The sequence below is a fragment of the Jannaschia sp. R86511 genome, assembly GCF_042466345.1.
Taxonomy (GTDB): domain Bacteria; phylum Actinomycetota; class Actinomycetes; order Actinomycetales; family JBBAYJ01; genus Aquipuribacter.
Genome location: NZ_JAXHCD010000001.1, coordinates 2908540 through 2924538 on the forward strand (window position 1 = coordinate 2908540; position 15999 = coordinate 2924538).

At 75.6% G+C, this 15999-nt stretch carries 14 protein-coding genes; 4 read left to right on the forward strand and 10 right to left on the reverse strand.

The window, feature by feature from the left end:
• The first annotated feature begins 67 nt into the window (after nucleotides 1–67).
• Nucleotides 68–415: an RNA polymerase-binding protein RbpA gene (locus SJY06_RS13685; protein WP_380168093.1), complete on the forward strand. Its 348-nt coding sequence runs from the start codon at nucleotides 68–70 to the stop codon at nucleotides 413–415.
• Between the two features lie 9 nt (nucleotides 416–424).
• On the opposite strand, the gene SJY06_RS13690 is transcribed toward SJY06_RS13685, so the two are convergent.
• The 8 genes from SJY06_RS13690 to SJY06_RS13725 are packed head-to-tail and all read right to left on the reverse strand — an operon-like array spanning nucleotide 425 to nucleotide 9422.
• Complete coding sequence (locus SJY06_RS13690) at nucleotides 425–1195, reverse strand: polyprenol monophosphomannose synthase (RefSeq protein ID WP_380168094.1); 771 nt, start codon at nucleotides 1193–1195, stop codon at nucleotides 425–427.
• A complete protein-coding gene (lnt, locus tag SJY06_RS13695) occupies nucleotides 1192–2886 on the reverse strand; it encodes an apolipoprotein N-acyltransferase (protein WP_380168095.1) in 1695 nt (564 codons plus the stop codon). Before lnt ends, SJY06_RS13690 begins: the two co-directional genes overlap by 4 nt.
• Nucleotides 2883–3842, reverse strand: a complete 960-nt coding sequence (locus SJY06_RS13700; protein WP_380168096.1) for a RimK family alpha-L-glutamate ligase — start codon at nucleotides 3840–3842, stop codon at nucleotides 2883–2885. The genes lnt and SJY06_RS13700 overlap by 4 nt, the downstream gene beginning before the upstream one ends.
• A complete protein-coding gene (locus SJY06_RS13705) occupies nucleotides 3839–4246 on the reverse strand; it encodes a hotdog domain-containing protein (RefSeq protein ID WP_380168097.1) in 408 nt (135 codons plus the stop codon). The genes SJY06_RS13700 and SJY06_RS13705 overlap by 4 nt, the downstream gene beginning before the upstream one ends.
• Nucleotides 4243–5094, reverse strand: coding sequence for an OAM dimerization domain-containing protein (locus SJY06_RS13710; RefSeq protein ID WP_380168098.1), 852 nt, complete (start codon nucleotides 5092–5094; stop codon nucleotides 4243–4245). The genes SJY06_RS13705 and SJY06_RS13710 overlap by 4 nt, the downstream gene beginning before the upstream one ends.
• Nucleotides 5091–6668 carry a lysine 5,6-aminomutase subunit alpha TIM-barrel domain-containing protein gene (locus SJY06_RS13715; protein ID WP_380168099.1) on the reverse strand — a complete coding sequence of 526 codons (1578 nt, stop codon included), beginning with the start codon at nucleotides 6666–6668 and terminating at the stop codon, nucleotides 5091–5093. Before SJY06_RS13715 ends, SJY06_RS13710 begins: the two co-directional genes overlap by 4 nt.
• 10 nt (nucleotides 6669–6678) lie before the next feature.
• Nucleotides 6679–8340 carry an amidohydrolase gene (locus SJY06_RS13720; protein WP_380168100.1) on the reverse strand — a complete coding sequence of 554 codons (1662 nt, stop codon included), beginning with the start codon at nucleotides 8338–8340 and terminating at the stop codon, nucleotides 6679–6681.
• Nucleotides 8337–9422: an L-erythro-3,5-diaminohexanoate dehydrogenase gene (locus tag SJY06_RS13725; RefSeq protein ID WP_380168101.1), complete on the reverse strand. Its 1086-nt coding sequence runs from the start codon at nucleotides 9420–9422 to the stop codon at nucleotides 8337–8339. Before SJY06_RS13725 ends, SJY06_RS13720 begins: the two co-directional genes overlap by 4 nt.
• 72 nt (nucleotides 9423–9494) lie before the next feature.
• Here SJY06_RS13725 and SJY06_RS13730 point away from each other — a divergent pair, with 72 nt between their 5' ends.
• Both SJY06_RS13730 and SJY06_RS13735 read left to right on the forward strand, forming a co-directional pair.
• Complete coding sequence (locus SJY06_RS13730; RefSeq protein WP_380168102.1) at nucleotides 9495–10907, forward strand: KamA family radical SAM protein; 1413 nt, start codon at nucleotides 9495–9497, stop codon at nucleotides 10905–10907.
• 49 nt (nucleotides 10908–10956) lie between these two features.
• On the forward strand, nucleotides 10957–13152 hold the full coding sequence (locus tag SJY06_RS13735) for a diguanylate cyclase domain-containing protein (RefSeq protein WP_380168103.1): 2196 nt from the start codon (nucleotides 10957–10959) through the stop codon (nucleotides 13150–13152).
• Here SJY06_RS13735 and SJY06_RS13740 read toward each other — a convergent pair.
• Both SJY06_RS13740 and SJY06_RS13745 read right to left on the reverse strand, forming a co-directional pair.
• Nucleotides 13125–13592: an Lrp/AsnC family transcriptional regulator gene (locus tag SJY06_RS13740; protein WP_380168104.1), complete on the reverse strand. Its 468-nt coding sequence runs from the start codon at nucleotides 13590–13592 to the stop codon at nucleotides 13125–13127. The two genes, SJY06_RS13735 and SJY06_RS13740, sit on opposite strands and share 28 nt — an antisense overlap.
• Before the next feature lie 90 nt (nucleotides 13593–13682).
• A complete protein-coding gene (locus SJY06_RS13745; RefSeq protein ID WP_380168105.1) occupies nucleotides 13683–14900 on the reverse strand; it encodes an acyl-CoA dehydrogenase family protein in 1218 nt (405 codons plus the stop codon).
• Between the two features lie 114 nt (nucleotides 14901–15014).
• Between SJY06_RS13745 and SJY06_RS13750 the strand changes: the two genes are divergently transcribed.
• Nucleotides 15015–15950: a 5'-3' exonuclease H3TH domain-containing protein gene (locus SJY06_RS13750; protein WP_380168106.1), complete on the forward strand. Its 936-nt coding sequence runs from the start codon at nucleotides 15015–15017 to the stop codon at nucleotides 15948–15950.
• Nucleotides 15951–15999: the final 49 nt, after the last annotated feature.

A 15999-nucleotide genomic window follows, 5' to 3' on the forward strand; every position in this document is an offset into this window, starting at 1 on the left:
GTTTCTGGTGACGTAGTACTGGTAGCGCACCGCCCGGGTGCGCCGCACGGCGAGACGGAGGTGTGTGGTGGCTGAACGAAGCAGTCTGCGAGGTTCCCGGCTCGGTGGGGTGAGCATGGAGTCCGACACGGCCGTGGCGCCCGCGCCGCGGCGCGTGGCGGAGTACCTGTGCCCCAACGGGCACACCGTGGTCATCCCCTTCTCGGTCGAGGCCGAGGTCCCGGCGCTGTGGGAGTGCCGGTGCGGGGCCGAGGCCCTGCTGCGGGACGCGACGCGTCCCGACCCCAAGCCCACCCGGCCGCAGCGCACCCACTGGGACATGCTGCTCGAGCGGCGCACGATCGCCGAGCTCGAGGTGCTCCTGGAGGAGCGCCTGGCCCTGCTGCGCGAGGGCAAGCTGCCCCGCTCGGCCTGAGGCGTCCGCTCAGCCCCGGGGTGCGGTCCTCGTGACCCGGTCCCGGGGCCGCAGCAGGCCGGCGAGCTGGCGGGCGCGGTGCCGGGCGCCCCAGACCGTGACGCGCCAGAGCGCCTCCCGGACGATGCCGGAGGACATCTTGGACGCGCCGGCCTCGCGCTCGACGAACGTGATCGGCACCTCGACGATCCGCAGGCCCGCGCGGTCGGCCCGCCAGGCCAGGTCGACCTGGAAGCAGTAACCCGCGGAGGCGACGTCGGCCAGCGGGATGGTCCGCAGCGCGTGGGCGGTGAACGCCCGGTAGCCGGCGGTGGCGTCGTTGACGGCCAGGCCGAGCGCGAGCCGGGTGTAGGCGTTGCCGCCCCGGCTCAGCAGCCGCCGGGACGAGGGCCAGTTGACGACCTCGCCGCCGCTGACCCAGCGTGAGCCGATGGCGAGGTCCGCGCCCTCGGCGACCGCGGCCAGCAGCCGGTGCAGCTGCTCCGGGGAGTGGGAGCCGTCGGCGTCCATCTCGCACACGACGTCGTAGCCGTGCTGCAGGCCCCAGTCGAACGCCGCCAGGTAGGCCGCCCCCAGGCCCTGCTTGCCGGCCCGGTGCAGCACGTGCAGCCGGGGCTCGTCGGCGGCCCGGGCGGCGGCGTACTCCCCCGTGCCGTCCGGGCTGCTGTCGTCCACCACGAGCACGTCGACGTCGTCGTGCGCCGACAGCAACCGGTCCAGCAGCCGGGGCAGGGACTCGATCTCGTCGTAGGTCGGGACGCAGACCAGGGTTCGGGTCACGGCTGCTGCTCGCTCTCGTCGTCGTCGTCGCCGGCGTGTTCAGCGGCGGCGGCGCCGTCGCGGCGCACCGACACCACCCCGTGGCCCAGCACGAGCAGCAGCGCCACGCCCGTCAGCGCCAGCTCCGGCGCCGCGCCCAGCACGGTCGCCGGGGTGCGGCCGCTGCGCAGCTGGACGGCGTCGACGAGCACGTCCGGCTCGAACAGCGCCGTGCGCCGACCGGTGCTGCCGTCCGGCGCGACCAGGGCACTGGTGCCGACGTTGCTGATGTGCACGACGCTGCGGCCGTGCTCCACGGCCCGCACCCGCGACATGGCCAGCTGCTGGACGTTCTCGTCGGTCAGGCCGAACGTGGCGTTGTTGGTGGGGACGACCAGCAGGTCCGCCCCGGCCAGCACCTGCCGCCGGACCACGTCGTCGTCGACCACCTCGAAGCAGATCGCCGGCCCGACGAGGGCGCCGCCCATCTCGAGGACGGCGGCCCGCTCGCCCGGGGCGAAGTCGGTCACCTGGTCGACGAACGGGGAGAACCTGCGGAAGAAGTCGCGGTACGGGATGTACTCCGCGAACGGGGCGATGGCCTGCTTCGCGTAGTAGCCGTTCTCGGCCTGGTCGTCGCTGCGGCCGCGGTAGCCGGTCTGCGGGTCCCACAGCAGCATGGCGTTGGTGATGTTCTCGCCCGGGCCCTGCAGCACCGCGCCGAGCAGCACCGGAGCCGCCACGGCGTCGGTGGCGCGGCCGATCTCGGTCGCGGCGTCGTCGTTGGTCAGCGGGTCGATGTCGGACGCGTTCTCCGGCCACAGCACCAGGTCGACGGGCTCCTCCTCGCCGGCCTCGATCCGGGCGGCCAGGTCGAGGGTCCCCGTCACGTGGTTGTCCAGCACCGCGCGGCGCTGGGCGTTGAAGTCCAGCCCGGCCCGCGGCACGTCGCCCTGCACCGCCGCCACCCGCACCGTGGTGTCGGTGGCCTCGTCGAGCGTGCCGGCGTTGCGCTGGGCGCCGGAGGCCGCGGGCAGCAGCAGGAGCGCCAGGGCCACGAACGGCACCGTCGCCCGGACCGGCCGGCCCGGCCGGGGACCGACCAGCAGGCGCCGCACCTCCAGCACGGAGCAGACGCCGACCGCCGCCAGCGCCACGACGCCGAAGCCCACCAGCGGCACCCCGCCCAGCGCGGCCAGGAACACCAGGGGGCTGTCGGCCTGCGAGAACGCCAGCCGCCCCCAGCCGAAGCCGTCGAACGGCCAGCGCGAACGCAGCGCCTCCGAAGCCACCCACACCGCGCCCGCGGTGACCGGCAGCGTCCACAGCAGCCGGCCGCCGGAGCGGTCGGCCAGCCGCCAGGCCACCGCGAACCCCGGCAGGACCAGCGCCAGCAGCAGCCCCTCCAGCGTGGCCAGGGCCAGCCACGGCACGGCACCCACGTAGATCCCGGACCACTGCAGCTGCGGCACCATGAACCCGAGCCCGAAGAGGACCCCGTAGCCGTACGAGGCGACGACGCCGCGACCGCGGGCCAGCAGCAGGACGACCGCCACGGCGACGTAGGCCAGGCCCCAGGCCCCCACCGAGGGGAACGCGGCGTCCAGGAGCACTCCGGAGACGACGGCCAGGGGCACCGCGACCGTCCACGGCACCAGCGGCCGGGAGACGTCTCGCGGGACCTCGGGTGCAGGTGCAGCGAGCGCGGTCACCCCCTCAGGGTACGCAGCCGGCGGCGGTGGACCTGCGCCCACTCCTGCCCCGCACCGGGGTCGGCCACCAGCCACAGCGACGGCTCCGTCAGCTCGAGCTCCAGCAGCAGCGGGTGCCCGTCCGGACCGGGCACGGTGTCCACCCGCGCGTACAGCAGCGGCGCGTGCTCCGGGAAGCGCCGCAGCAGGAACTCGGTGACCGACCGGGCCACCTCGAGCTGCTCGGCGGTCGCCGTCGTCGCCGCGATGTCCTCCTCGGCGTAGAGCCCGTCGGTGGCCTCGGCGTCGGCGTGCAGCAGCTGGCCCTTGCGGAAGGCGTGGGACACCGTCCCGTCCAGGACCACCATGCCGGTCTCCCCCAGGGTGTCGACCCCGTCCAGGTACGGCTGGACCAGGACCGGGCGCCCGGCGCGCAGCAGCTGCTCGGCGTGCGCCAGGGCCTGGGCGGCGTCGCCGTGGCGACGGGTGTCCTTGGACCCGGCGGACACCGTGGGCTTGACCACCACCTCGGCGGCGCCGGCGAACGCCTCGGCCACGGCCCCGGCCACGTCCTCGCCGGGTCGCACGGTGCGGGTCGGCACCACGGGCAGACCGGCCTGCACCAGCTCGTCGAGGTAGACCTTGTCCGTGTTCCAGGCGATCACCTCGGCCGGGTTGGCCAGGTGGGGCACGGACGCCGCCCAGGCCAGGAACTCCTCGCGGCGCAGGGTGTAGTCCCAGGTGCTGCGGACCACCACCAGCGACGAGCGGACCTCCGGGTCCTGCCACGCCTGCTCGTCGTCCCAGGCGAGGTAGCGCACGTCCAGACCCGCCGAGGCCATCGCGGGCAGGGCCAGGTGGTCGTCCGGGTCGCCGTCGGGCAGGTCCGCGCAGGTCACCCAGACCACCGTGGCCGGGTCGTCGGCGGGGGCGCCGACGTCGTGGACCAGCTCGTCGAGGAGCTGCTCGCCGCTCACCCGCGCACCGGGACGACGACGGTGCCGCGGGCGCTGGTGGCCAGCAGCGGCGGGTCGAGGACCTGCGCGGCGGACGCGGACACCTCGGGCCGGGCCCGGCAGACCACGCGGGCCTCGAAGGCCACGTCACGGCTGCGGCGGCCGACCCGGACCAGCTCCGCGGACACCTCGACCACGTCGCCGGCGCGGACGGCGGCGTGGAAGGCGACCTCGCCGTAGCCCGCGAACAGGCCCTCGTCGCCGTCGGTGCGGATGCACAGCTCGGTGGCGACGTCGCCGAACAGGGCCAGGCTGAACGCGCCGTCGACCAGCGCCCCGCCGTAGTGCGCGTCCGCGTGGGACACGTAACGGCGGTGGACGACGACGGTGCCGACCTGCGGCCCGTCGTCGGGGGTGGTGCTCACGTGGCTTCTCCTCCGGGGCTGGTGGGGCTGGTGGGGCTGGTGCGGGCGGCGACGGCGTGGACCAGGTAGCTGGCGACCTCGCCCGGGGTGGTCCCCCGGCCGAAGATCCGGTCGACGCCCAGCGCCGCCGTGGCGTTCTCGTCGAAGCGGGGCCCGCCCACCACGAGCAGGGGACGCCGGTCGGCCGGGAACGCCTCGCGGAAGGCGGCGCTCATGGTCGTGGTGTTGTGCACGTGGGCGTCCCGCTGGGTGACGACCTGGCTGACCAGGACGGCGTCGGCCCGTTCCTCGCGGGCGCGCTCGACCAGGTCCGGCACCGACACCTGCGCCCCCAGGTTCACGACCTTCATCTCCCGGTAGTACTCCAGGCCCTTCTCCCCGGCCCAGCCCTTGACGTTGAGGATGGCGTCGATGCCGACGGTGTGCGCGTCGGTGCCGATGCAGGCCCCGACCACGACGAGCTTGCGCTGCAGGGTCTCGCGGACCGCCGCGTTGGTCTCCTTGGGGCTGAGCAGCGGGTACTCCCGCTCGACGACCTCGACCGCGGCCACGTCGACGACGTGGGACACCGGCCCGTACACGACGAAGAACGTGAAGGAGTCGCTGATGGCCTTGGCGTGGACCACCATCGGCGCGTCCATGCCCATCCGCCGGGCCAGCTGGGCGGCGGCGCCCTCGGCCCGCTTGCCCGCGGGCAGCGGCAGCGTGAACGACACCTGGACCATGCCGTCGCCGGTGGTGTCGCCGTAGGGCCTGACCACCGGCGGCAGCCCGTCGGGCAGCCGGGCCGGGCCGGGGGCGGCGGCGGGGCCGTCGCCCGCCGTGCCGGCGACGTCCGAGGCGCTCACGCCCCCACCCCCTCGAGGATCTCGCTCACCGGGTTGACGTACTGCTCGTCGCGGACGACCACGCCGTCCAGGCCGCGGCCGCCGTCGGCGGGGCGCTTCATGCCACCGAAGGTGCCGTGCGCGATGGCGCTCAGCAGCCCGCCCTCGCTGTCGACGATGGTCTGCAGCAGGTCGACCGCCTCGCCGAGCACGTGCTGGGCGCGGGTGGCGATCAGGCCGTCGGGGGCGGGCACGAAGTCCTCGGCCAGGTTGCCCGCGGCGCGCTGCACGTAGCGGACGTTCTGCAGGGCCAGGTCGCGGTCGCTCAGCCACGGCGTGACCACGGCCTCGGTCATCATGCCGACCAGCAGGATGTCCTGGTCGGTGAGCGAGCCGACCAGGTTGAAGAACCCGTCGAGCAGGTAGCCCTTGAACACGTCGCCGGTCATGTGCCGGGTCGGCGGCATCCACTTCAGCGGCGCGTCCGGGAACAGCGTCCGGGCCAGCAGGGCGTGGGCCAGCTCGAGGCGGAACGACTGCGGCACCTCGGGGTCGATCTCGAACGCGTGCCCCAGGCCGAGCAGGTGGTCCGGCAGGCCCGCCTCGTGGGCGAAGGTCTCGTTGAGCAGCTGCGACACCGTGACGGTGTGGGCGGCGTCGACCGCGTCGGCGGTGGTGAGGTAGTTGTCCTCGCCGGTGTTGATGATGATCCCGGCGCGGGCGTGGACCTGGCGGCTGAACCGCTGGTCGACGAAGGTCCGCACCGGGTTGATGTCGCGGAACAGGATCCCGTACATCGAGTCGTTGAGCATCATGTCCAGCCGCTGCAGCCCGGCCAGGGTGGCGATCTCGGGCATGCAGAGCCCGGAGGCGTAGTTGGTGAGCCGGACGTAGCGGCCCACCTCGTGCGACACCTCGTCCAGCGCGGCCCGCATCAGCCGGAAGTTCTCCGCCGTGGCGTACGTGCCGGCGAAGCCCTCGCGGGTGGCGCCCTCGGGGACGTAGTCCAGCAGCGACTGCCCGGTCGAGCGGATGACGGCGATGACGTCGGCGCCGGCGCGGGCGGCGGCCTGGGCCTGCGGGATGTCCTCGTAGATGTCGCCCGTGGCCACGATCAGGTAGATCCACGGCCGCTGCGGCGGGTCGCCGATCCGACGGACGAGCGCCTCGCGCTCGGCCCGGGCGGCGTCGATGCCGGCCACGCCGCGGGCGGCGGCGGCGCGGGCGCCGACCAGGGCGTGGTCCCGGGCGGCACCGGTCGGCAGCGTGAACCCGGCGGCGTCGACCGCCGCCTTCTGGGCCAGCACGGTCAGGTCGGGGGCCTCGGCGCGGGCCAGCGCGTCCCAGACCGGCACCGCGATGCCCTGCTCGAGGCCGACCTGACGGCGCACGGCGTCCACCAGGTGGTTGACCCACGGGATGCCGTCCGCGTCGGCGCCCGCCAGGCCCGCCGCCCGCAGCACCGCCCGCTCGACGCTCACGGTGGTGCGGGTGCGCGCCAGGTCGACGACGGGGCCCGAGGCGGCGTCGGCCAGGGCTCGGGCGCGGACCACCAGGTCGGGGTCCAGGTGCAGGCGGGGTCGGCGCCGGGTCACGGGGTGCTCCTCATCGGCTCGTGCTGGTCAGCTCGTCGGTGTCGTGGACCACGCGGCCGGCCGCGACGGTGCGCAGGCAGCGCGGCCGGGGCGCGCCGGGGGCGACGTCCGGCAGGGCCGGCACGCGGGAGCGCGGGTCGGTGCTCCACGCCTGGATCCGGTCGTCCGGGGCCTGCACCACCAGCTCGCCCGCCTCCCAGACCGCGAGGTCGGCCGGGGCCCCCGGCACCAGCACCCCGGCCTGCTCGTGGACGTGGACGTCGTCGCGGGCGGCCCGGTGCGCCCCGCGGGTGTGGGCGGCGAACGCGGCCCGGGCGCTGATCCGCTGCTCGTCGTCGTGGTGGAACGCCGCCGCGGAGATCGCCCCCCACGGGTCGAGGGCGGTGACGGGCGAGTCGGAACCGAAGGCCAGCGGGATGCCGGCGGCCGCGATCGTGCCGAGCCGGTTCAGCCGCCGGTCGCCCAGACGCCGCTGGTACAGGCCCTCTCCCCCGCCCCACAGGGCGTCGAACACCGGCTGCATGCTGGCGACCACGCCCAGCTCGGCCAGAGCCGCGACCTGCGCGTCGTCGGCGGTCTCCACGTGCTCCAGGCGCAGCCGCGCCGTCCGGAGCCGCGACCCGCCGAGGCGCTCGGCCGCCTCCCGGCAGCCCTCGACGACCGTGTCCAGCGCGGCGTCGCCGATGACGTGGAAGCCGGGCTGCACCCCCGCCTCGACGCAGGCGGTGACGTGCGCGGCGATGGTGGCGGCGTCGAGGTAGGCGTGGCCGCGGTGCCCGGCGTCGTCGGCGTCGTTGTCGGCGTACGGCTCCCGGAAGGCGGCGGTGCGGGAGCCGATGGACCCGTCGGCGGACAGGTCACCGGCCAGACCGGCCAGACGCACGCCCTCGGGCAGGTCGAGCGCGGCGACGACGCGGCGTACGTCGTCGGGGTCGGTGGCGGCCTCGCCCCAGTACGGCACCACGCGCACGCCGACCCGCTCGGCCACCCCCAGCAGCACCCGCAGGTCGTCCGGCCCGCCGATGAACGGGCCGGACATCTCGTGCAGGGTGGCCACGCCGCGTCGCGCCGCCTGCCGCAGGGCGGCCTCGTGGGCGGCCGCCCGCTCGGCCTCGGGCACCTGGCGGGCGTGGTGCCGGGCCCGGTGGTGGGCCTCACGCTCGACCCGGGCGGTGCCGTCCCAGTCGGTCGCCGCCGCGCAGCCCGCGGCCTCGGCCAGCGCCGGGCTGACGAGCGCGGAGTGCACGTCGACCCGCGACAGGTACACCGGCGCGCCACCCGCGGCCCGGTCGAGCTCGGCCGGGGTGGGCAGCCGGCCCTCGGCCAGCAGGGTCTCGTCCCAGCCGTGGCCCAGCACGGTGCGCCCGGGATGGGTCGTCGCCCAGGCCGCCACCGCGTCCAGCAGCTCGACGACCGAGCGGGCGGCCGTCACGTCGACGCCGGTGACCAGCAGACCGGTGTCGAAGGCGTGGACGTGGCCGTCGACGAACGCGGGGGTCACCAGCGCACCGGCCAGGTCGACGACCACGTCGGCGCTGCCGTCGGCCGCCATCGCGTCGGCGGTCTCGTCACCTCCGACCCAGGCGACGGTGCCGTCGCTGACCAGCAGCGCCTGCGCGTAGGGGTCGGCCGGGGAGTAGACCGCGCCGTGGCGGTAGAGGACGTTGCTCACGCGTCCATCCTGGCCCCGTGCCGACCGCCGAACAGCGCCCGCACCCCGTCGGTACGGCGGAACAGGTCCAGGGCCAGGTCGGCGTGACCCGGGGTGTAGCCGTTGCCCACGAGCATGGTGACGTCGGCCGCCAGGCCCTCCGCCCCGAGCGCGGCGGCGCTGAACGACGTCGCCATCGAGAAGAACACCACGGTCCCGCCGTCGTCGGTGGCCAGCACGGCACCGTGCTCGCAGCCGGGCACGTCCACGCAGACCACCGTGACGTCGGCGCCGTGGCCCAGCGCGCCCCGGATCGCGTCGGCGGTCGCCACGGGGTCGGTCGCGTCGGCCAGCACCACGTCGTCGGCCAGGCCCGCCCGGCCGAGCGACTCGGCCTCGTGCGCGACGGGCACCAGGCCCACGAGGCGGCCGGCGCCGGCCGCACGCGCCGCGGCCAGCGACAGCGAGCCGGACTTGCCCGCGGCGCCCAGGACGGCCACGTCGGCCCGCAGGCCCCGCGCCACGCGGTCGGTGACCACGCGGCGGACCAGGGCGGGGGCGCCGCACACGTCCATCACCGCCAGCACGTCGTCCTCGGCGAGGTCGTCCGGCACCACGGCGGCGATGCTGCGGGAGAAGAGGACGGCGTGCCCGCTGGTCGGCACCTGCTCCGAGCGGCCGTCCCAGCGCTGCAGGTCGTCGTCCAGCCGCAGCGGCGTCAGCGTGAGGCTGACCAGGGTGGCCACCCGCTGCCCGACCCGCAGGCCCAGACCGCTCTGCGGCCCGACCTCGGCCACGGTGCCCAGGAGCATCCCGCCGGAGCCCGTGACGGGGTTGTGCATCTTGCCGCGCCGCCGCACGATCCCCGCCACGGCGGCCCGGACCCGGTCGGGGTCGCCGTCGTGGGCCTCGCGCAGCTGGCGGGCGCTGGCGGCGTCGAGGTTGAGCCGGTCGACCGCGACCAGGGTCTCCCCCGGCCACAGCTCCGGCCTGGTGTCGAGGACCTCGGCGGCCTGGGGCAGCACCCCGACCGGCGCGACGACCCGGTGCAGGCCGACGGGGGACTCCGTGGCGCGGGCAGCAGACGGCGACAACTGGGGCACAGGAGGAGCCTACGCACAAGGTTTGTGCATGGGAAGCGTGACAGGCGCAAAGATCCTCCGTACGCTGCTCCTGTGAGCGATGCCCGTGCCCTCCAGCCGTACACCTACGCCCGTCGTGAGCTCGTCGAGCCGGACTGGCGCCGCATGCCCGGCTGGGCCGACGTCACCGAGGAGCAGTGGCGCGACGTGCAGTGGCAGCGCAGCCACTGCCTCAAGAACGTGCAGCAGCTGCGCGAGGTGATGGGCGGCCTGCTCGCCGACGACGTCTACGACGACCTGGTCGCCGACCAGCAGCAGCGGGCCACCATGTCGATGCTGCTGCCGCCGCAGATGATGAACACGATCGTGCCCAGCACGGGTCCGGACGGCATGCCGGCCGCCGGCGCCGCCTACTCCGCGGCGTTCCGGGCCGACCCGGTGCGCCGCTACATGCTGCCCCTGCTGAGCGACCGGTTCACCGAGTGGGCCTCGCACCCGTTCTCCAGCCGGGACTCCCTGCACGAGCACGACATGTGGGCCGTCGAGGGCCTCACCCACCGCTACCCGACCAAGGTGCTGGCGGAGATCCTGCCCACCTGCCCGCAGTACTGCGGGCACTGCACCCGGATGGACCTGGTCGGCAACTCCACCCCCCAGGTCGAGAAGCTCAAGTTCACGCTCAAGCCCAACGACCGGCTGCAGGACATGCTCGACTACCTGCGGCGCACCCCCACGGTGCGCGACGTCGTGGTCTCCGGCGGCGACGTGGCGAACATGCCCTGGCCGCGGCTGGAGCAGTTCCTGTCCGCGCTGCTGGAGATCGACAACATCCGCGACGTCCGCCTGGCCACCAAGGCCCTGATGGGCCTGCCCCAGCACTGGCTGTCCGCCCCCGTGGTCGAGGGCATGACCCGGGTGGCCGGTGCGGCCCGTACCCGCGGCGTGGCCCTGGCCATCCACACCCACGTCAACGCGGTGGGCTCGCTCACCCCGCTGGTGGCCGAGGCGGCCCGCACCATGCACGAGGCGGGCGTCCGCGACGTCCGCAACCAGGGCGTGCTGATGCGTGGCGTCAACGACACCCCCGAGGCCCTGCTCGACCTGTGCTTCGGCCTGCAGGACGAGGCGTCGATCACGCCGTACTACTTCTACATGTGCGACATGATCCCGGCCGCGGAGCACTGGCGGACGTCGCTGGCCACGGCCCAGGACCTGCAGCACGCGATCATGGGTTACCTGCCGGGCTTCGCCACCCCGCGGATCGTCTGCGACGTGCCGTTCGTGGGCAAGCGCTGGGTGCACCAGGTCCACGCCTACGACACCGTCCGGGGCATCAGCGAGTGGACCAAGAACTACCGGACGTCGGTCGAGGGCGACGACGCCGACGCCCTGAGCCGCACCTACCCGTACTACGACCCGATCGACACGCTCCCCGAGGAGGGGCGGCGCTGGTGGGCGGACCGTGCCCGCCTGGAGGCCGGGTTGGGGACGCTCGTCAGCGGCTGACCCCGCCGGCCGGCTCAGGTCGGCCCGCCGCGCGGCCGATGTGACACCCATGCCGGTCCACCCCGCGCCGCGGGACCTCGCCGGGGGTCGCGTGCGGGCCGACCGCCGCGCGCAGACCTCCGACGCCGTGCTGCCGGCCCTGACGGCGGCCGCGGTGCTGCTCGCCCTGTTCGGGGTGCTGCGGCTGCTGGTGGCGCCGCCGCAGGAGCTGCTGGTGGCCGTCGTGCTGCTCGTGACGGCCGCGGTGATCGGCGGGGTCCGGCTGGCCTGCCTGCGGCCCCGCACGCGCGCGTGGGTGGGCCGTCACGCCGACGAGGTGGCCCTCGGCGCCTGCCTGCTGGCCTCGACCACGTCGTTCGCCGAGCTGGTCGTCACCGGCCGGCCGGCGACGGCCGGGGGGCTGATGGTGTTCCTGCTGGCGACCGGGGCCATCCTCAACCACCGGCGCTACTCCCTCGTGGTCACCCTGGTGTGCCTGGTCCAGTGGCTGGCGGTCGCGACGGCCCACGGCCTGCGCGACGAGTGGGCCGCCATGACGGCCCTCGTGGTGTGCGCGGCCGTGCTCGCCCGCGTGCTCAACGCCCTGCGGTGCCGGGCCGCCGACCGGCTCGCGACGGCGGAGGCGGCGGTCGTCGCGGCCGCGGTCACCGACGAGCTGAGCGGCCTGGCCAACCGGCGTGGCCTGCTGGCCGCCGGCACGGCCGTGGTCCGGGCGGCCGACCGGGCCTCCCCCGTCAGCTGCCTGTACCTGGACATCGACGGGCTCAAGGCGACCAACGACCGGTTCGGGCACGACCGCGGCGACGACCTGGTGCGGGCGACGGCGGCGGCCCTGCGGTCGCGGCTGCGGCCCGGGGACGTGGCCGCCCGGCTGGGCGGCGACGAGTTCGCGCTGCTGCTGCCGGGCACGTCCGCCGCCGAGGCGGCCGGGCTCGCCGAGCGGCTGCAGGCGGACCTGCTGGGCCAGGGCGTCACGGCGAGCACGGGCTGCTCCGTCGGCACCGGTGAGAGCTCGGTGGCCGAGCTGCTGGACGCCGCCGACGCCGCCATGTACGCCGGCCGTCACGTCCGCCGCGCGGTGCCCTCCCCCCGCGGTCCGACGTCGGCGGACCCCGCGGCCCCGGAGCCGACCGCCGCGCCCCCGGACCTGCCCGCCGCGCTCCCGGCGACCGGCCCCGACGGTTCGCCGCGGCCGGGTCCGGTCCCGCCCCCGGCCTGGGTCGAGCCCCCGGCGTCCCGGACCGACGCCGCGGCGCTGACCCGGGTCGGGGTGTGGCTGCACCTGGCGCTGGTGCCGGTGCACCTGCTCCTGCCCGACGCGCCCCGGGGGCCGGCCACCGCCGCGCTCAGCTTGGCCGTCGCCGCGGTGCTGGCCGTGCTGCACCGCCTCGCGGCCTCCCGGAGGACACGTCGGTGGTCGCCGCGCCGGGCGGAGGTGCTGACGGCCCTGACCGTGCTGCTGGTCTGCGCCGAGGTCCTGCTGTACGCCCGCCTGGTGGCCGAGCCCTGGGCGACGCTCCCGGTGGTCCTCGCCGTGGCGGCCGCCGGCGGCATCCTGGCCTCCCGCGGGCTGGCGGTGCTGGTCTGCTCGCTCACGCTGGCCGGCTGGGCCACGCTGGCCCTGGCCCAGCCGGGGACATGGACCTGGTCGGGCTCGTCGGTGCTGTCCTCGGTGCTCGTCGCGCTCCTCCTGCACGTCACCCACCAGCGCACGCTGGACCGGCTGACCGCGGCGCAGGCCCGGGTCCGGCAGGTGTCGCTGACCGACGAGCTCACCGGCCTGCCCAACCGGCGCGGCTTCCAGACGCGCGCCCGGCCGCTGGTCGAGGTCACGTCACGGCGCGGTGGGCACCTCAGCCTGCTGTACCTGGACCTGGACGGGCTCAAGCAGGTCATCGACGCCCGGGGTCACGCCGCGGGTGACGACCTGATCATGGCCACGGCGGACGTGCTCGAGCGCAGCAGCGGCCCCACGGACGTCTGCGCCCGCCTGGGCGGTGACGAGTTCGCCGTTCTGCTGCACGACTGCCCCGTGGCCGAGGTCGGTGACCGGGTGCGCTGGCTGCAGGACGCGCTGGCCTCGGCGCAGGTCCGGGCCAGCGTCGGCGCGGCCCACCTGCCCGAGGACGCCACGACGCTGGACGGCCTGCTCCGCCACGCCGACCAGGCGATGCTGCGGGCCAAGCAGGCCGGGCGGGCCGGGCAGCCCGGGCGGGCTCAGATCCTGGGCGGCCGGTCCTCGTAGGGCGTGCTGAGCACCACCGTGGTCCGCGTCGACACCCCGGCCTTCTGCCGGATCGTGGTCAGCAGGTCCTCGAGGATGGCGGGCGAGGCCACCCGCACCTTGATCATGTAGTTGGCCTCCCCGGCGACCGCGTGGATGGCCTCGACCTCGACCAGGTCCTCCAGCCGGACCGGCACGTCGTCGGGGGCGGACTGGTCGAGCGGGGTGAGCGAGATGAACGCCGTCAGCGGCAGCCCCAGCGACGTCGCGTCGACGACCGCCCGGTAGCCGCGCAGCACGCCGCGCTGCTCGAGCCGGCGCACCCGGTGGTGCACCGCCGACGTCGACAGGCCCGTCAGCTTGCCGAGGTCGGTGTACGACATCCGGCCGTCGCTGGACAGCGCCCGGACGATCGCCCGGTCGAGGTCGTCGACGAAGGCCCTGCCGTCGATCGTGGTCATCGCCGCAGACTAGCCAGACGGAGATAACGACGGTGCAACGATCTGCGCACCAACCGGACGAGGACCGCAAAAGCCCGTCAGGACGGCGGATCAGCCCCGGGCCAGCGCGCCGGCGACGACCACCCGTTGGACCTGGTTGGTGCCCTCGACGATCTGCAGCAGCTTCGCCTCGCGCATCAGCCGCTCCACCCGGTGGTCGGTGACGTAGCCCGCGCCGCCGAGCACCTGGACGGCGTCGGTCGTCACCCGGACCGCGCTGTCGCTGCAGAAGGTCTTGGCCATGGCCGCCGCGGCCCGTACCCGCGTCGCCTCCTGCGCCCCGCCGGCGCCCGCGTCGAGCAGCCGGGCCCCGTCCAGGTACAGCGCCCGCGAGGCGGCCACCGCGGTCGCCATGTCGGCGAGCATGAACCCCAGCCCCTGGAAGTCGATGATGCGCCGGCCGAACTGCTCGCGCTGCCGGGCGTAGGCCACGGCGTCCTCCAGGGCCGCCTGGGCGAGCCCGGTGGCCACGGCGGCGATGCCCAGCCGGCCGGCGTCCAGCGCGGACTTGGCCAGCGCGAAGCCCGCTCCCTCGGTGCCCAGCAGCCGGTCGCCGTCGACCCGCACGCCGTCGAAGGTCACCTGCGCCGTGCGGGACGCCGCGAAGCCCATCTTGTGCTCGGGGGCCGCGACGGACAGGCCGTCGGCGTCGGCGGGGACGAGGAACGCGGAGATCCCCGCGCTGGGCGGGCCGTCGGCGGGGGCGGGCGACGTGCGGGCGAACACCGTGTAGCTGTCCGCCATGCCACCGTGGGTGATCCAGGCCTTGGTGCCGTGCAGCCGCCAGCCGTCGCCGTCGCGCTCGGCCCGGGTGCGCATGGCCGCGGCGTCGGAGCCGGACTCCGGCTCCGACAGGCAGTAGGCCGCGAGCAGGTCCCCGGCCACCAGGTCGGGCAGCCAGCGGCCGACCTGCTCGGCCGTGCCGGCGTGGGCGAGGCCGTGGCAGGCCAGGACGTGCACGCTCGTGCCCATGGCCACGGTCCCCCAGCAGCGGGCGAGCTCCTCCAGCACCTGCAGGTAGACCGCGTAGGGCTGGCCGCCGCCGCCGTGCTCCGGGTCGTAGGGCAGGCCCAGCAGCCCGGCCTTGCCCAGCAGGCGGTAGGTGTCGCGCGGGTACTCCTGGCTGCGGGCGGCCCGCTCCTCGGCCTCGGCGGCCACGGGGGCCAGCTCGGCCTCGGCGATGTCCCGCACCAGGGCCAGCAGCTCGACGGCCTCGTCGGTGGGCAGGTCCCGGGCGGGGGTGGGGAAGGGTCGTCGTCGACCGGTCACGGGGGTTCCTCGGGGTGTGAGGGGCGGTGGGGTGCCGCGGGTGGCGGCTGGGCCAACGATAACCGGGTGGTCGCGGCCCTGCCTCGGGTCCGACCCGCCTGCCAGCATGGGCGCGTGAGCAGACTGCTGGCCGTCGACGCCGCCACGCTGTACTTCCGGGCCTTCTACGGGGTGCCGTCCTCGGTCCGGGCCCCGGACGGCGCCCCGGTCAACGCCCTGCGGGGCTACCTGGACATGACGTCGATGCTGCTGGAGCGCTTCTCCCCCGCCGCCTACGCGGCCTGCTGGGACGCCGACTGGCGTCCGGCCTGGCGCACGGACCTGATCCCGTCCTACAAGGCCCACCGCGTCGCCGAGGGCCAGGCGGAGGAGGTCCCCGACGAGCTGTCGCCCCAGGTGCCGCTCATCGCGGAGGCCCTGGCGCTGCTGGGCCTGCCGCGCGTGGAGGCGACCGGCATGGAGGCCGACGACGTCTGCGCCACCCTGGCGCGGCGGTGGACCGACGCCGGGCTGGGCCCGGTGGACGTGGTCAGCGGTGACCGGGACCTGCTGCAGCTGGTCGACGACGAGGCCGGCGTGCGGGTGGTCTACGTGGCCAAGGGGGTGCGTGACGCCCCCGCCATGACCGCCGCGGACCTGCAGGAGCGCTACGGGGTGGCCGACGGCCGGGCCTACCTGCACATGTCGGTGCTGCGGGGGGACCCCTCCGACGGGCTGCCGGGCATCGCCGGCATCGGCGAGAAGTCCGCCGCGGACCTGGTGCGCCAGCACGGCGACCTGCACGCCGTGATGGCTGCGGCGGCCGACCCGGCCCGGCCGATGACCCCGGCCCGGCGCGCCCGGCTGGTCGGCTCGCTGACCTACGTGCTGGCCGCGCTGCAGGTGGTCGGCGCGGTGACCGACGCCGACGTAGTGCCGGCCGGCCCGGACGACTGGCTGGTCCGCGGCCCGGCCGACGACGACGCGGTCGCGGCCTTCGGCGAGCGCTGGGGCTGCGCCCGGCAGATGGCCCGCACCGCCGAGCTGGCCCGCGCGGCCGCGGGGCGCTGAGCCACCGGGGGCCGGCCCCGGGAGCCTGCGCGGTGCGCACCACCTCCGA

Excerpts from the sequence above, each read along its gene's own strand:
- SJY06_RS13735 (WP_380168103.1), top strand. The coding sequence starts at position 10,957 with ATGCCGGTCCACCCCGCGCCGCGGGACCTCGCCGGGGGTCGCGTGCGG.
- SJY06_RS13740 (WP_380168104.1), bottom strand. The coding sequence starts at position 13,592 with ATGACCACGATCGACGGCAGGGCCTTCGTCGACGACCTCGACCGGGCG.